Annotated in this window: 13 protein-coding genes; 9 read left to right on the forward strand and 4 right to left on the reverse strand. The window is 71.3% G+C overall.

Annotated features, from left to right (window positions below):
- Window positions 1-149 precede the first annotated feature (149 nt).
- The 4 genes from ACFQ58_RS05450 to ACFQ58_RS05465 all read left to right on the forward strand — a co-directional run bounded on the left by ACFQ58_RS05450 (window position 150) and on the right by ACFQ58_RS05465 (window position 6,705).
- A complete protein-coding gene (locus ACFQ58_RS05450; RefSeq protein WP_376950030.1) occupies window positions 150-2,708 on the forward strand; it encodes a M14 family zinc carboxypeptidase in 2,559 nt (852 codons plus the stop codon).
- A 186-nt stretch (window positions 2,709-2,894) separates the two neighbouring features.
- Window positions 2,895-3,683 carry a DeoR/GlpR family DNA-binding transcription regulator gene (locus tag ACFQ58_RS05455; protein ID WP_376950031.1) on the forward strand — a complete coding sequence of 263 codons (789 nt, stop codon included), beginning with the start codon at window positions 2,895-2,897 and terminating at the stop codon, window positions 3,681-3,683.
- On the forward strand, window positions 3,680-4,651 hold the full coding sequence (locus tag ACFQ58_RS05460) for a 1-phosphofructokinase family hexose kinase (protein ID WP_376950032.1): 972 nt from the start codon (window positions 3,680-3,682) through the stop codon (window positions 4,649-4,651). The genes ACFQ58_RS05455 and ACFQ58_RS05460 overlap by 4 nt, the downstream gene beginning before the upstream one ends.
- A gap of 11 nt (window positions 4,652-4,662) precedes the next feature.
- Window positions 4,663-6,705, forward strand: coding sequence for a fructose-specific PTS transporter subunit EIIC (locus ACFQ58_RS05465; RefSeq protein ID WP_376950033.1), 2,043 nt, complete (start codon window positions 4,663-4,665; stop codon window positions 6,703-6,705).
- A 117-nt stretch (window positions 6,706-6,822) separates the two neighbouring features.
- Here ACFQ58_RS05465 and ACFQ58_RS05470 read toward each other — a convergent pair whose 3' ends face one another.
- Complete coding sequence (locus ACFQ58_RS05470; protein ID WP_376950034.1) at window positions 6,823-7,845, reverse strand: pirin family protein; 1,023 nt, start codon at window positions 7,843-7,845, stop codon at window positions 6,823-6,825.
- A 71-nt stretch (window positions 7,846-7,916) separates the two neighbouring features.
- Between ACFQ58_RS05470 and ACFQ58_RS05475 the strand changes: the two genes are divergently transcribed.
- Window positions 7,917-8,429 carry a hypothetical protein gene (locus ACFQ58_RS05475; RefSeq protein WP_376950035.1) on the forward strand — a complete coding sequence of 171 codons (513 nt, stop codon included), beginning with the start codon at window positions 7,917-7,919 and terminating at the stop codon, window positions 8,427-8,429.
- 46 nt (window positions 8,430-8,475) lie between these two features.
- On the opposite strand, the gene ACFQ58_RS05480 is transcribed toward ACFQ58_RS05475, so the two are convergent.
- From ACFQ58_RS05480 to ACFQ58_RS05490, 3 genes are read right to left on the reverse strand one after another with little or no spacing between them, the layout of a single operon-like run.
- Entirely contained in the window at window positions 8,476-8,994 is a 519-nt protein-coding gene (locus ACFQ58_RS05480) for a glycine cleavage system protein R (RefSeq protein WP_376950036.1), read from the reverse strand.
- Window positions 8,995-9,034: 40 nt separating this feature from the next.
- On the reverse strand, window positions 9,035-9,307 hold the full coding sequence (locus tag ACFQ58_RS05485) for a helix-turn-helix domain-containing protein (RefSeq protein ID WP_376950037.1): 273 nt from the start codon (window positions 9,305-9,307) through the stop codon (window positions 9,035-9,037).
- The gene (locus ACFQ58_RS05490; protein WP_376950038.1) at window positions 9,307-9,942 is read right to left on the reverse strand and encodes a hypothetical protein; all 636 of its coding nucleotides are present in this window, start codon (window positions 9,940-9,942) and stop codon (window positions 9,307-9,309) included. Before ACFQ58_RS05490 ends, ACFQ58_RS05485 begins: the two co-directional genes overlap by 1 nt.
- A 164-nt stretch (window positions 9,943-10,106) precedes the next feature.
- Between ACFQ58_RS05490 and ACFQ58_RS05495 the strand changes: the two genes are divergently transcribed.
- The 4 genes from ACFQ58_RS05495 to ACFQ58_RS05510 all read left to right on the forward strand — a co-directional run bounded on the left by ACFQ58_RS05495 (window position 10,107) and on the right by ACFQ58_RS05510 (window position 14,838).
- The gene (locus tag ACFQ58_RS05495) at window positions 10,107-12,629 is read left to right on the forward strand and encodes an ATP-dependent Clp protease ATP-binding subunit (protein ID WP_376950340.1); all 2,523 of its coding nucleotides are present in this window, start codon (window positions 10,107-10,109) and stop codon (window positions 12,627-12,629) included.
- A gap of 120 nt (window positions 12,630-12,749) precedes the next feature.
- Window positions 12,750-13,256 carry an amino-acid N-acetyltransferase gene (locus ACFQ58_RS05500; RefSeq protein WP_376950039.1) on the forward strand — a complete coding sequence of 169 codons (507 nt, stop codon included), beginning with the start codon at window positions 12,750-12,752 and terminating at the stop codon, window positions 13,254-13,256.
- Window positions 13,257-13,329: 73 nt separating this feature from the next.
- The gene (locus tag ACFQ58_RS05505; RefSeq protein WP_376950040.1) at window positions 13,330-14,010 is read left to right on the forward strand and encodes a hypothetical protein; all 681 of its coding nucleotides are present in this window, start codon (window positions 13,330-13,332) and stop codon (window positions 14,008-14,010) included.
- Between the two features lie 216 nt (window positions 14,011-14,226).
- A complete protein-coding gene (locus tag ACFQ58_RS05510; RefSeq protein WP_376950041.1) occupies window positions 14,227-14,838 on the forward strand; it encodes an ABC transporter substrate-binding protein in 612 nt (203 codons plus the stop codon).
- The last annotated feature ends 70 nt before the right edge of the window (window positions 14,839-14,908 follow it).

A 14,908-nucleotide genomic window follows, 5' to 3' on the forward strand; every position in this document is an offset into this window, starting at 1 on the left:
ACAGCGCCGCGAATTCGTCATTCCCCTGAAACGATTCGCGCGCTAGCCTGCGGAGAACGCTCTCCGCGCCGTCGCGACGCGTCCCGACCTTGGGGACGCGGCGGCCATCCCTACGGAGTTCCATGTCGCTGCCTCGTACACTCGCGGGCGTGAGCGTCACGGCGTTCGTCGCCGCGACGCTCGTCGTCGGCGCTGCACCGGCCGTCGCGCTGGAGGGCGCGCCGGCCGTGCCCGTCGTCACGCCCGTCTCGCCGCTCGTCGCCCCGCCGACGAGCTACCCGTACCAGCCCGATCTCGCAACTGTGCCGGACGACCCGACCGACGCCTCGATCAATCGCGGCGTCATCCCGTACGACGAGATCGCGCCGAAGCTCAACGGTCTCATGGACGTCAGCGACCGCATCTCGGTGCAGGTCGTCGGCCAGTCGGCCCTGGGGCGCGACATCCACCTCGTCACCCTCACGGCGAAGGAGAACCGCGGCCAGACCGCCAAGCAGGCGCAGTTCCGCGAGCTGATCAAGCAGAACCCCAAGGCCGCAGCGAAGAACCAGGCCCTGCTCAGCCAGTACAAGGTGCCGATCTGGTTCAACGCGAACATCCACGGCAACGAGTGGGAGGGCACCGACGCGGTGCTCGAGTACATCGAGCACCTCGCGACCGCGCCGTGGTCCGAGGTGGGCGACCTCCTCGAGGGCAACCGCCTGTACTTCACCGTCACGAACAACCCCGACGGACGTGCGCTCGGCCAGCGTGCGACGGCCACCGGGTTCGACGCGAACCGCGACCTCATCACGGGCGCGACGAGCGAGGCGCGCATCATCCGCGACCTGTCGGGCGTGATCCAGCCGACGTTCTACGTCGACCTGCACGGCTACACGAGCGTGCTGCAGGTCGAGCCCTGCGGCCCGCCGCACGGCGAGAACTACGAGTACGACCTGTTCCTGCCGCACGCCTACGCGGCCGCCCTCGAGATCGAGGAGGCCGTCACCTCGGCGAACATCCCGGGCAACACGTACCTCTCGTCGACGGGTGGCACGACGACCGAGAACACCGGCAAGATCAAGATCCCGTACCGCGACATCCGCTCGGGCTGGGACGACTGGCCGCCGATCTTCACGCCGCAGTACGTGGCGTACCAGGGCGCGATCACCAACACGGTCGAGCTGCCGCTCGGGCGCGTGAGCCCGGCCGACAACCCGGTCAACAAGGCCAACTCGGCGGTCAACATCGAGGTCGCCGGAGTGGTCATCGACACCTCGGTCGACTACGTCGTCGACAACGCGGCCGCGCTGCTCGAGAACCAGATCGAGATCTTCCGCCGCGGCACGGCGGGCGAGCCGATCGAGCCGATTCCCGCCGACGTCGACCCGGCCGACGTGCCCGCCCCGAACCAGTGGGCCGAGATCTGGGACGAGACCGACGTGTACACGACCGAGCTTCCGCGGGCGTACGTCATCCCGGCGGGCGAGGCGCAGCGCTCGGCCACGGATGCGGCGAACCTCGTCGACCAGCTCATCGCCAACGGCATCGAGGTGCAACGCGCGAGCGCCGCGTTCTCGGCGGGCGGGACCGAGTACCCCGCCGGCTCGTACGTCGTCGACATGCACCAGCCGCTGCGCGGCATGGCGAATGTGCTGCTCGCCGACGGCTCGGACATCTCCGACCGCGTGCCCGACATGTACGACATCTCGGCGTGGAGCCTCGCGCTGCTCTGGGGTGCCGACGTGGATGCGATCGGCTCGACGACCGACGCGGCGCTCGACGCCGATCTCGAGTCCGTCGCCGAGGCGGCCGACACGGGGTCCGTGCCCGCGGCAGGGACGTACCTCGAGCTCGCCACGAGCGGCGTGGCCGAGTACCAGGCGGTCACCGCGCTGCTCGAGTCGGGCGTGCCGGTGTCGGCGTTCGCCGACGGCTCGGTGATCCTCGGGCCGGATGACGCGAGCCACGCGGCCGCGGTCGAGGTCGCCGAGGCGCACGGCGTGGCGTTCACGGCGTCGGATGGCGCGCGGCTCGCGTCGGAGGAGAGCACGGGTCTCGACGAGCTCACCGTCGCCTACTCGGGCGGCGGCGAGGAGCTCCTGACCCTCCAGAAGCTCGGCTTCGACGACCCCGTGGCGGTCTCTGCGGCGACGCTGCAGAGCGGTGCGGTCACGCTCGACGACGTCGACGTGCTCTGGGTCGGCGGCACGCTCAACTTCTCGGGCGCGCAGGCGACCGGGCGCGCCGAGGTGCAGGAGTACCTCGCGGCGGGCAAGGGCGTGGTCGGCGAGGGCACGGCGATCGCGAGCTTCGCCAACGCCTTCGGGCTGGTCACGTCGACGGCCACGAGCGGCACGTCGGGCTCGAACGGCATCGTCTCGGTCGACCCGGTCGAGGGCGGCCTCCTCGGCAGCTCCCCGCAGGACACCTCGTTCGGCTACCCGGCCGTCTGGTACACGAACCTCGGCGCGAACGCCGTGGTCGAACAGGCGTACGACGCCGACGACCCGTTCATCTCGGGCCACTGGCGGGACTCGGCCGGGCGGTCGCAGGCGGACGCCGCGGGCAAGGCGTCCGCTGTCTCGGCCGAGACGGCCGCCGGCAACCGCGTGCTCATGTTCGGCACCTCGGTGAACTTCCGCACGCACCCGGTCGGGATGTTCAGCCAGATCGCTCGCGGCCTGTTCTGGGCCGGCCGGGCTGGGGCGGAGGTGCCTGCGCCGTAGCAGCGGCGTCTCGCGAATCCCGGGTTCCGGCGGCTCCGCCCGCGGGAACCCGGGATTCGTTGTGTCCGGCGGGCAAGTGCGCCATCCATTTGTGTTGGAATTTCTGCGAAACTCTTGCTTTGTGTGGGAAAGGTGATCTAAACTCACACAAACGCAGGTTGCAGTCGGACCCGGCAAGGAGGCCGTATGTACGCGATGGAGCGACACGAGCACATCATGGATGCGCTCGCCCACGCCGGCCGCGTCTCGGTCGCCGACCTTTCCTCCCAGCTCGACGTCACGCCCGAGACCATCCGCCGCGACCTCGACGCACTCGAGAAGGCCGGCCACGTCCGCCGAGTCCACGGCGGCGCCGTCGGCGCGGGGCGTGCGAGCCTCGCCGAGACCACGGTCCTCGAGCGCACCGAGCGCCACACCGACGCCAAGCGCGCGATCGCCCAGGCGGCGCTCGCACTCGTGCCGCCGACGTTCACCGGCGCCATCCTGCTCGACGCCGGCACCACCACGGCCGCACTGGCCGAGGCCCTCGCCGGATGGCAGCCCGAGCCGGGCATCGCGCCGCTCACCGTCTACACGAACGCCGTGCCCATCGCGGCGCTCCTGCACGGCAACGCAAACCTCATCGTCCGCATCATCGGCGGCACCGTCCGCGGCGTCACCAGCGCGGCCGTCGGGCCGACCGCGATCGCCCAGCTCGCCGACCTCCGACCCGACATCGCGTTCCTCGGCACGAACGGCGTGAGCGCCGAGTTCGGCCTGTCCACGCCCGACGAGCTCGAGGCCGAGGTCAAGCGGGCCATGGTCGAGCGCTCCCGGCTCGCGGTCGTGCTCGTCGACGCGTCGAAGCACGACGACGAGGCGCTGCACCGGTTCGCCGCGCTCGACGAGGTCGACGTGCTCATCACCGACGCGCCGCCCGGCGCCGCGCTGGCGTCCGCGCTCGACGCCGCCGAGGTGGAGGTGCGAGTCGCATGATCGTCACGCTGACCGTCAACCCGTCGCTCGATCGCACGGTCGAGCTCGAGCACGCCCTCGAGCGCGGCGAGGTGCAGCGCATGGCCCGCAACGTCGAGGAGCCGGGCGGCAAGGGCGTGAACGTCACCCGCGCACTGGTCGCGGCGGGCGCCGCCTCGATCGCCGTGCTCCCAGGTCGCGCCGACGACCCGCTCGTCATCGCCCTCGCGTCCGCGGGCGTGCCCGTCGCGACGGTGCCGATCGCCGCCCGCCTCCGGTCGAACGTCACGATCACCGAGCCCGACGGCGTCACCACCAAACTCAACGAGCTCGGCCCCGAACTCACCGAGGCCGAGCAGCGGGCGCTCATCGCGGCGGTCGTCGCGCAGGCAGCGGATGCCTCGTGGCTCGTGCTCGCCGGCTCGCTTCCGCCGTCGCTCACGCCCGACTTCTACGTCCGCGTGGTGCGCGAGGCGCGCGCCGCGGGCGTCGCCGCCCGCATCGCGGTCGACACGTCGGGCGGTCCGCTCGCGGCACTCGTCGACTCGGGCGAGCCCGTCGACCTCATCAAGCCCAACGGCGAGGAGCTCGCCGAGCTCGCGGGAGAGCCCGACGCCGATGCCCTCGAGTCCGACCCCGAACGGGTCGCCGAGGTCGCCGCGACGCTCGTGCCCCGCGGCATCCGCTCGGCCCTCGTCACGCTCGGCTCGAAGGGGGCCGTGCTCGTCGGGGAGGGTCGGGGATGGTTCGCCCCCGCGCCGCGCATCGTGCCGCGCAGCACCGTCGGCGCGGGCGACAGCTCGCTCGCCGGCTTCCTGCTCGCCGTGACCGAAGGGGCGGCGCCCGAGCGGGCGCTCGCCCAGGCGGTCGCACACGGGGCGGCCGCCGCGTCGCTCCCGGGCTCGGCGGTTCCCTCGCGGGAACTCGCCGACGCGTCCGCCATCACCGTCATCCGTATCCGGGGCGCCGTCGCCCCGGTCATCCCATAGGAGGGAATCCAATGTCCGACGTCATCGACCAGGGGCTCGTGAGCCTCGACGCGCCGCTCGGCGCCGACAAGGCCGACGTGATCCGCGCGCTCGCCGAGCGCGTGGTCGCCGGAGGCCGCGCCACCGACGCCGAAGCGCTCTTCGCCGACGCGTGGGCCCGTGAAGAGAAGGACTCCACCGGCGTCCCCGGCGGCATCGCCATCCCGCACGCCAAGTCCGACGCCGTCACGCAGCCGACGCTCGCGGCGGCCCGCCTGCCCGAGGGCGTCGACTTCGGCTCGTTCGACGGGCCCGCCGACCTCGTGTTCCTCATCGCGGTGCCGACCGCGTCGACGCAGGACCACCTCGCGGTGCTCTCGACGCTCGCACGCTCGCTGATCCGCGAGGACTTCGTCGCCTCGCTGCGCTCCGCGCCCGACGCGGCGACCTTCGTCGCGCTCGTCGACGAGGCGCTCGCGCCCGAGCCCGAGACGGCGCCCGCCGCCGCCGCGCCCGCGGCAGCCGCCACGACCGCCGCCGCCGCCGCCGTCTCCGCCCCCGCGCACCACGAGGGCAGGCCCGTGCTCATCGCCGTGACCGCGTGCCCCACGGGCATCGCGCACACCTACATGGCCGCCGACGCGCTCGCGAAGGCCGCCAAGGAGGAGGGCATCGAACTGCACGTCGAGACGCAGGGCTCGTCGGGTTCGACCCCGCTCGCGCCCTCGGTCATCGAGCGGGCCGACGCCGTCGTCTTCGCCGTCGATGTCGACGTGCGCGACAAGTCGCGCTTCGCGGGCAAGCCGGTCGTGGCAGGCCCGGTCAAGCGCGGCATCGACCACCCGGCCGACATGCTGCGCGAGGCGGTCGCCGCGATCGACGACCCGTCGGCGCCGCGCGTCGCGGGCGACGCCACGGCGCAGAGCGCCGCCGCAGCCGTCGCGCACGAGCACTTCGGCCAGAAGATCAAGCGCGTGCTGCTCACGGGCGTCAGCTACATGATCCCGTTCGTCGCGGGCGGTGGCCTGCTCATCGCGCTCGGCTTCCTGTTCGGTGGGTACGACATCAACGACAATGCGGTCGAGATCGTGACGACGAACGCACTCTGGAACCTCCCCGAGGGCGGCCTCGCCATCTATCTCGGCGCCGTGTTCTTCGTCATCGGGAACATCTCGATGGGCTTCCTCGTCCCAGCGCTGGCGGGATACATCGCCTACGCGATCGCGGATCGCCCGGGCATCGCGCCCGGCTTCGTCGCGGGCTCGGTCGCGGGCCTCATGGGCGCCGGCTTCATCGGCGGTCTCGTCGGCGGCCTCCTCGCGGGATGGATCGCGCTGCTGCTGGCGCGACTCGATGTGCCGCGCTGGCTCAAGGGCCTGATGCCGGTCGTGATCATCCCGCTGCTGGCGTCGATCGTCGCCTCCGGGCTCATGATCGTGCTCCTCGCCGGACCGATCTCGGCCTTCTCGACCGCACTGAACGACTGGCTGTCGGGCCTCTCCGGTGCCGGCGCGGTCCTGCTCGGCCTCATCCTCGGCGCGATGATGGGCTTCGACCTCGGCGGCCCGGTCAACAAGGTCGCCTACGCGTTCGCGGTCGCCGGCCTGGGTGCGGGCTCGCCCGAGAACCAGGCGCCGTGGGCGATCATGGCGGCGGTCATGGCTGCGGGCATGGTCCCGCCGCTCGCGATGGCGCTCGCCACCCTGATCGACCGAAAGCTGTTCACCCCGGTCGAGCGCGAGAACGGCAAGGCGGCGTGGCTGCTCGGTGCCGCGTTCATCTCCGAGGGCGCGATCCCGTTCGCTGCCGCGGACATCTTCCGCGTCATCCCGGCGACCGTCATCGGCGGTGCGGTGGCCGGCGCGATCTGCATGGGCATGGGCGTGACGTCGCAGGCCCCGCACGGCGGCATCTTCGTGTTCTTCGCGATCGGCAACCTGCTGTGGTTCGTCCTCGCGATCGCGGCCGGCACGGTCGTCGCGGCCCTCGTGGTCATCGCACTCAAGCGCTGGGCGCACCGCCGCCCGGTGCGGGAAGAGCAGGCGGTGGGTGCGCCTGAGGTGGCCGTGGCCTGATCGGCCCGGATCACCCCGGCGGCCGGTGCTCCCTCCTGGGCACCGGCCGTCGGCGCGCGGCGGGTCTCGGTACGCGCATTCAGCACGACTCGACCAGCGGCGAGCGGATGGCGCGGCTCAGCGCCGCGGCTTCAACCGCACGGTCGGCAGGTCGGGCGCGGGCAGCGGTCGACCGTCGTACCCGGCAACCGTGCCGAACGGCCCATCCGGATCGTTGCGGTCGATCACGTCGGACTGCCATCGGCGCCGGAACTCGACGACCTCGTCGTGGGACCGGCCGATGAAGTTCCACCACATCACGAGCTCCTCGCCGAACGGCACGCCGCCGAGGAGCACCACGCGCACCGGATCGGCGTCGGCGCGCACCCGCACGCGATCGTGTCCGGTGCCGAGGTACGCCAGCTGCGACCACGCGACCTCGGTTGCGCCATCCGCCCCGCCGACCTCGACGTGCGCCGGGCCGGCGTCGACCAGCAGGCCGTGCTCGAAGCCCGGATCGAGCGGCAGGTCGACCGTGCCGCCCGCGGGCAGGTCGACCTGCGCGCCCAGCAGCGGTGAGAAGACCGTGACCGGCGCGGATGGCGCATCCGCCGCCTCGCCCGCGTCGCCGGCGACGAGCTCGCCCACGAACACGCGCAGCGTCGCGTCGCCGAGCCGGAACGGCGTGGTGTCGGCGTGCTCGAAGAACGGTCCGACATGCCGGGAGTCCTCGGGCAGGGCGACCCAGAGCTGCACGCCGTGCAGGCGGGTCGTCGCGCCGGTCGATACCTCTGAGTGCGAGATTCCGCGGCCGGCGGTCATCAGGTTCACGCCGCCGGGCCGCACGAGCTCGTGGCTCCCGGTCGAGTCGCGGTGCTCGATCTCGCCTTCGAAGAGCCAGCTCACGGTCTGCAGCCCGGTGTGCGGGTGGGGCGGCACGACCATGCCGCCGGTGACCGAGACGTCGTCGGGCCCGTAGTGGTCGGCGAAGCACCAGGCGCCGATCGTGGTGCGGCCGCGCTGGGGGAGCGTCCGGCGCACGGGCATCGCCCGCGGTCCGCCGAGCGGGACCTCGCGGTAGTCGAAGAGCTGGACGGCCGGCCCGTGGGGCGTCTCGGGCGGGCAGAGCAGTTCGACGGGGTCGCGCTCGAGGTTGCTCATGCCCGCATCCTACGCGCGACGGCCGCGCGGCCTGCCTGCCGTGGACGGGCCTCGCGGGCTAGCATGTGCCCATGGCCCCGCACGTGGAAGTCCGTCGCCTTTTCCTCGCCTCCGCCGCTGTCGTGTCGGCGCTCCTGCTCGCCGGTTGCGCACCCGGATCCGGGCCCGTCGAGGACTTCCCGGGTCTGCCCGTCATCGACGAGGAGGAGGAGGCCGCGGGCGACGCGGAGGACACCGAGCAGGGCGGCGAGACCGAGACCGAGACCGAGGAGGGCTCGGCCGAGGAGGTGCCGGAGCCGAGCGGCGATGAGCCGTTCGTGCAGTACCTGCAGGACGGCGGCCGGCTCGCCATCACGATCTGGGGGTCCTCGACCTGCCCGATCATCCCGACCGAGCTGCGCGTCACCGCCGAGGCGGGCGAGGGCAACGCCGTCGAGGCGGTCCTTCCCGAAGCCGAGGAGGGCCCCTGCACCATGGACTTCGTGCCGCACACCACGGTGTTCTCGACGCCCGCCGACGTGACGACGACCGAGGAGCTCGAGGTCACCGTCGGCGACGCGGTCGTCACCGTCCCCGTCAAGTAGGCCCGGCGGCGGGGCCCTGTCCGGCCCGACGACGCAGTCCGGCGGGTCAGTCCTGACCGACCGAGAGCTCGACGAACAGCTCGCTTGCGACCCGCTCGAGTTCGTCGCGCACCGCGCCCGGCTCGGTGCCGGGCGGCACGCGCACGAGGATGTGCGCCTCGAACAGCTGCCCGCCCGCCATGGGGGCGTCGCGCCGCTCGGTCGTCATCGTCTCGATGCTGAGCCCGTGGCGCGAGAGCACCGCCGACACGTCGTGGACGATGCCCGGGTGGTCGCTGCCGACGAGGTCGATCCGCAGCCGACGCCAGTCGTCGACGCCCTCAGGCTCCTCCGAGCCGGGGTGCGCCGACACGTCGAGCAGTCCCTCGAGCCCCTCGAGCGCGGTGCGCAGGTCGTCGGCGCGGTCGGCCGGCACCGTCACGACCACGATGCCCGCGAACTGGCCGGCGAGCTCGGCCATCTGGCTCTGCTCCCAATTGCCGCCGTGGGCCGTGACGGCCTCGGCGAGGGCCTCGACGAGGCCGGCGCGGTCGTCTCCGATGACGGTGAGTACGAGTCTGGGCATGCGTGCATCCAATCACGCGCGCGCCGGTGCGTCGAGGCGATCAGCGGGTCGGCGCGGCGCCGGACGCCGACCCCGCGGCATCCGCTCGCCTGAGCACGAGCAGGTCGCCGATCTCGCACTCGAGGGTGCGGCAGATCGCCTGCAGGGTCGAGAAGCGGATGGCGCGGGCGCGGTCGTTCTTCAGCACGCTGAGGTTGACGACGCTCACGCCGACCAGCTCGGCCAGGCGAGTCAGGGTGAGCCCGCGCTCGGCGAGCAGCTCGTCGAGCCGGCAATGGACGTCGTGCGCCTCGTCGACCTCGGCCGGCGCCATCAGACCAGTCCGTCGGTATCGCGCTGGAGCCGGGCCCCCACCTGGAATGCGGCGCCGACCAGGCCGAGGGCGAGGATGGCGAACGGGATCGCCCAGTCGGTGCTGAACGTGATGCCCTCGTAGGTGTAGTCGCTCACGGCCGAGAGTGCGCCATTCACGGTCATGTTCGTGAGGATCGTGCCGAACAACCAGCCCGCGGCGAGCACGCCGACACCCGAGAAGACGATCCGGACGTTGGCACGCGAGAACGCCCGTCCTCGGGCGACGTTCCAGCAGAGCAGTGCGAGCATGACCACGCCGGCGACGATCGCGAGTCCGTGCACGAGCGGCTCGGCGATCAGCGCGAAGCCGGTCGCGGCGGCCGGCTCGGGCACGGTCACGACGGCCTGGTCCACCGCCACCGTCACCGGCGCGCCATCCGGCCCGATCGGGAGGTCGGCGACCTCGTCGATGAACGGCACGAGCACCGGGACGTCGCGCAACGGCACGACCTCGGCGAGCCGGGCGATCACGCCCCAGATCGTCGCGGCGACCGCGACGGCCGCGATGCACACGGTCGCGTACATCCCGATCGTGTCGGCGCGGTCGAGGCGGGTGGGAGCGTCGTAGGCGGTCATCGGTCCTCCGGTCGTCATGCGCCATATCGAATATCGATGGTATCGACGATCGATACGTTACGGATGCCGCGTCCTGACGTCAAGCGCCGGTGCGCCCACGGCGAACACGCGCCCACCGCGCAGGCCCGATCGTTACCGTTGTTGTATCGATGCCCCTACCCGGCGTCGACGAGGAGTAGATGATGTTCGAGAGATTCACGGACCGAGCCCGTCGTGTCGTCGTCCTGGCGCAAGAAGAAGCCAAGATGCTCAACCACAACTACATCGGCACCGAGCACATCCTGCTCGGCCTCATCCACGAGGGTGAGGGCGTGGCGGCGAAGGCGCTCGAGTCGCTGGGCATCTCGCTCGACGCGGTCCGCGAGCAGGTCCAGGACATCATCGGGCAGGGGCAGCAGCAGCCCACGGGGCACATCCCGTTCACCCCGCGTGCCAAGAAGGTGCTCGAGCTCTCGCTCCGCGAGGCGCTCCAGCTGGGCCACAACTACATCGGCACCGAGCACATCCTCCTCGGCCTCATCCGCGAGGGCGAGGGCGTCGCGGCCCAGGTGCTCGTCAAGCTCGGCGCCGACCTCAACCGCGTGCGCCAGCAGGTCATCCAGCTCCTCTCCGGGTATCAGGGCAAGGAGCAGGTGCAGGTCGGCGCGACCGAGCAGCAGCAGGCCCAGGGCGGCTCGCAGATCCTCGACCAGTTCGGCCGCAACCTCACGCAGGCTGCGCGCGAGTCGAAGCTCGACCCCGTGATCGGCCGCGAGAAGGAGATCGAGCGGGTCATGCAGATCCTCTCGCGTCGCTCCAAGAACAACCCCGTGCTCATCGGCGAGCCCGGTGTCGGCAAGACCGCCGTGGTCGAGGGCCTCGCGCAGGCGATCGTCAAGAACGAGGTCCCCGAGACGCTGAAGGACAAGCAGCTCTATTCGCTCGACCTCGGCTCGCTCATCGCCGGTTCGCGCTACCGCGGCGACTTCGAGGAACGCCTCAAGAAGGTCACGAAGGAGATCCGCACGCGCGGCGACATCATCGTCTTCATCGACGAGATCCACACCCTCGTGGGTGCGGGCGCCGCCGAGGGCGCGATCGACGCCGCGTCGATCCTCAAGCCGCTGCTCGCGCGCGGCGAGCTGCAGACCATCGGCGCGACCACGCTCGACGAGTACCGCAAGCACTTCGAGAAGGATGCCGCGCTCGAGCGCCGCTTCCAGCCGATCCAGGTCGCCGAGCCGTCGCTCCCGCACGCGATCAACATCCTGAAGGGGCTGCGCGACCGCTACGAGGCGCACCACAAGGTTTCGATCACCGATGGAGCGATCGTCGCGGCCGCCAACCTCGCCGACCGCTACATCAGCGACCGGTTCCTGCCCGACAAGGCCATCGACCTGATCGACGAGGCCGGCGCGCGCCTGCGCCTGTCTATCCTGTCGTCGCCGCCCGAGCTGCGCGAGTTCGACGAGAAGATCGCCGTGGTCCGCGCCGCGAAGGAGACCGCGATCGAGGAGCAGGACTTCGAGAAGGCCGCGTCGCTGCGCGATGAGGAGAAGACCCTGCTCGGCGAGCGCCTCCGCCTCGAGAAGCAGTGGAAGTCGGGCGAGGTCAAGACGACCGCCGTCGTCGACGAGGGCCTGATCGCCGAGGTGCTCGCGCAGGCCACCGGCATCCCCGTCTTCAAGCTCACCGAAGAGGAGTCGAGCCGCCTCGTCTTCATGGAGAAGGCGCTGCACGAGCGTGTCATCGGCCAGGAGGAGGCGATCTCCGCCCTGTCGAAGACCATCCGCCGAACGCGCGCCGGCCTCAAGGACCCGAAGCGCCCCTCGGGCTCGTTCATCTTCGCCGGCCCCACCGGCGTCGGAAAGACCGAGCTCGCCAAGGCGCTCGCCGAGTTCCTGTTCGACGACGAGTCGGCGATGATCTCGCTCGACATGTCGGAGTACGGCGAGAAGCACACGGTCTCGCGACTGTTCGGTGCCCCTCCCGGCTTCGTCGGCTTCGAGGAAGGCGGCCAGCTCACCGAGAAGGTGCGCCGCAAGCCGTTCTCGGTCGTGCTCTTCGACGAGATCGAGAAGGCCCACCCCGACATCTTCAACTCGCTCCTCCAGATCCTGGAGGAGGGCCGCCTCACCGACGGCCAGGGTCGCGTGGTGGACTTCAAGAACACCGTCATCATCATGACGACGAACCTCGGCACGAAGGACATCTCGGGCGGTCCCGTCGGCTTCCAGGTCGAGGGCGACCCTCGCACCGGCTACGACCTCATGCGCGCGAAGGTGAACGAGGAGCTGAAGAAGCACTTCAAGCCCGAGTTCCTGAACCGCGTCGACGAGATCATCGTCTTCCCGCAGCTGTCGAAGGAGGAGCTCCTCCAGATCGTCGACCTCTTCATCAAGCGACTGGGCGAGCGCATGCTCGACCGCGACATGACCGTCGAGCTCGCGCAGGCGGCCAAGGAGCGGCTCATCGAGGTCGGGTTCGACCCGACGCTCGGCGCCCGCCCGCTGCGCCGCGCGGTGCAGCACGAGATCGAGGATCGGCTGTCGGAGAAGATCCTGCACGGCGAGCTCAACTCGGGCGACCACGTGCATGTCGACTTCCAGGACGGCGAGTTCGTGTTCACCACGACGCAGCGGGCGCTGCCCGTCGGCGTGGGCGTCAACACGGGCGCGGCGATCGGCACCGGGCCGGCCACGCCCGACCTCGCGGCGGGGCAGTAACCCGCACGACCGGTTCGACCCGAGGGGGCGGATGCCGCGGCATCCGCCCCCTCGCCCGTGCCCGAGCGGGTGCGCCCGCAGGTGCCGTTCCGGGCATGGCCGCGGGCATACGATGAGCGGATGACGCAGCCCTTCCACGTGCGCGCCGCGCGCACGCCCGACGTGCCGAGGATCGTCGAGCTCGTGGAGCCGCTCGTCGCCCGACGCATCCTGCTCGGCAAGGAGCGGGTGGACCTCTACGGCGCGCTGCAGGAGTTCCGGGTGGCCGAGTCGGCCGACGGCGTGGTCGTCGGATGCGGCGCGCTGCACGTGATGTGGGAGGACCTCGGCGAGGTGCGCACGCTCGCCGTCCACGACGACTGGCTGGGCCATGGCGTCGGGCACGCGCTGCTCGCGACGCTCGAGGACGACGCCCGCGGGCTCGGCCTCAGCCGGTTGTTCTGCCTGACGTTCGAGGTCGACTTCTTCAGCCGGCACGGCTTCGAGGACATGGGCGGCGAGACCGTCGATCCCGAGGTGTACGCCGAGCTCGTGCGCTCGCACGACGAGGGCGTCGCGGAGTTCCTCGACCTCGCGCGCGTGAAGCAGAACACGCTCGGCAACACCCGGATGCTGAAAACCCTCTGAGCGTTCCTCACCGCCTGGGGGCGCGCCGAGCCCGCACCCCGAGACGCGGCTCGGGCCGCCGTAGCCTGAGCGCATGACGTCGAACCGCCCCGCATCAGGGCGACTGCCCGCCTCCGTGTACCGGCGTCGCCGGCTCATGGTGCTGCTCGGGCTCGTCGCCGTCATCGTCGCGATCGTGCTCGTCATCGTGCGTCCCGGCGCGAGCCAGGGCGACGAGGTGTCGCAGACGACGCCGCCGTCGGCGACGCCGACCCCCGCGGCATCCGACGCCCCGCCCTCGGAGCCGCCCGCGACGGGGGCCCCCGCCACCGACGAACCCGACGCATCCGAGGCGCCCGCGGTCGACGGTGCGGCCTGCACGGAGGGCCAGATCACCGTCGAGGCGCTGACCGACAAGGCGGTCTACGCGTCGGGCGAGCAGCCGAAGCTCTCCGTCACGATCACCAACACCGGCCCCAACACGTGCGCGCTGAACGTCGGCACCAAGGCGCAGGTGTTCACCGTCACGAGCGGGAAGGAGGTCTACTGGACCTCCACCGACTGCCAGACCGAGCCGGTCGACGCCGAGGTGTCGCTCGCCCCGAACGCGCCGGTGTCGTCGACGGCACCGATCGTCTGGGACCGCACCCGCTCGACCGCCGACACGTGCGCGAGCACCCGCGCCCCGGTGCCGGCCGGGGGCGCGTCGTATCACCTGAACGTGTCGGTCTCGGGATTCGAGTCGACCGAGTCGAAGCAGTTCCTGCTGTACTGATCGGGGACGCCGGCCCGTCCTGGAGTCCGTCTGCGGCGGAGTCTGGGAGCGCGCTCCAATGCGGAGGGGTTCCTCGTGAACGTCTTCTCCGAGGCGGGTCAAGCCGCTATCTTGCGCCGCGACATCGGCCTATCGTCGGGCACGAAGAAATGCACAGCGACGGGTCCGGACGCAACACAGTCGTGGGATCCGAGTGCATTCGCCAGAGGCGGGACCATGAGTAACCGCTTCATAACCCGGCGGAGCGCGGGCCTGAACGTGCGCGTGCGCCGCCGGAAAGGATCGATCATCATGCAGCATAAGAAGCTTCTCGCAGGGTTGGGCGCTGTCGCGCTGTCCCTGACCATGGCGGTCGGGACCGTGGCCCCGGCCCAAGCCGCGCCGCCGCCCACCGTCAACGCCCAGGAGCTGGCGTCGGTGCAGCCGGCGCAGATCGACCAGACCATCGCCGGGGTCGGCCGGTTCGTCGGTACCTTCACGCCGACCGGCTTCACTTCGCAGGGCGGCGTGCTGAGCGTCGTCGGTGACGTGGTCGGTACGTTCACGCCTCTCGTCGGCGACCCTGTGGCGGTCGACCAGCAGGTGACGACGAGCGTCGTGGGCGCTGCGGCAACGCAGGTCTGCGACATCCTCACCTTGGACCTCGGCCCGTTGCACCTCGACATCCTCGGCTTGGTCGTCGACCTCAGCGATGTCCAGCTTGACATCACGGCCGAACGCGGCGCGGGCAACCTGCTGGGCAACCTGCTCTGCGCGGTTGCGGGACTGCTCGATGGCGGCAACACCGGCGGTCTGGGCAACCTGCTCTCCCGCCTGCTGGGTCTGTAGTCCGGCACGCTCCCAGAAGGGTGGATGGCCGTGGCCGTCCACCCTTCACCATGCGCGCCGGCGCGGGACG

The sequence above is a fragment of the Agromyces sp. NPDC056523 genome (assembly GCF_042794545.1).
Lineage (GTDB): Bacteria > Actinomycetota > Actinomycetes > Actinomycetales > Microbacteriaceae > Agromyces.

Excerpts from the sequence above, each read along its gene's own strand:
- ACFQ58_RS05475 (WP_376950035.1), top strand. The coding sequence starts at position 7,917 with ATGGCCCCGCACGTGGAAGTCCGTCGCCTTTTCCTCGCCTCCGCCGCT.
- ACFQ58_RS05465 (WP_376950033.1), top strand. The coding sequence starts at position 4,663 with ATGTCCGACGTCATCGACCAGGGGCTCGTGAGCCTCGACGCGCCGCTC.
- ACFQ58_RS05460 (WP_376950032.1), top strand. The coding sequence starts at position 3,680 with ATGATCGTCACGCTGACCGTCAACCCGTCGCTCGATCGCACGGTCGAG.
- ACFQ58_RS05455 (WP_376950031.1), top strand. The coding sequence starts at position 2,895 with ATGTACGCGATGGAGCGACACGAGCACATCATGGATGCGCTCGCCCAC.
- ACFQ58_RS05510 (WP_376950041.1), top strand. The coding sequence starts at position 14,227 with ATGAGTAACCGCTTCATAACCCGGCGGAGCGCGGGCCTGAACGTGCGC.
- ACFQ58_RS05480 (WP_376950036.1), bottom strand. The coding sequence starts at position 8,994 with ATGCCCAGACTCGTACTCACCGTCATCGGAGACGACCGCGCCGGCCTC.
- ACFQ58_RS05500 (WP_376950039.1), top strand. The coding sequence starts at position 12,750 with ATGACGCAGCCCTTCCACGTGCGCGCCGCGCGCACGCCCGACGTGCCG.
- ACFQ58_RS05485 (WP_376950037.1), bottom strand. The coding sequence starts at position 9,307 with ATGGCGCCGGCCGAGGTCGACGAGGCGCACGACGTCCATTGCCGGCTC.
- ACFQ58_RS05495 (WP_376950340.1), top strand. The coding sequence starts at position 10,107 with ATGTTCGAGAGATTCACGGACCGAGCCCGTCGTGTCGTCGTCCTGGCG.
- ACFQ58_RS05505 (WP_376950040.1), top strand. The coding sequence starts at position 13,330 with ATGACGTCGAACCGCCCCGCATCAGGGCGACTGCCCGCCTCCGTGTAC.
- ACFQ58_RS05470 (WP_376950034.1), bottom strand. The coding sequence starts at position 7,845 with ATGAGCAACCTCGAGCGCGACCCCGTCGAACTGCTCTGCCCGCCCGAG.
- ACFQ58_RS05490 (WP_376950038.1), bottom strand. The coding sequence starts at position 9,942 with ATGACGACCGGAGGACCGATGACCGCCTACGACGCTCCCACCCGCCTC.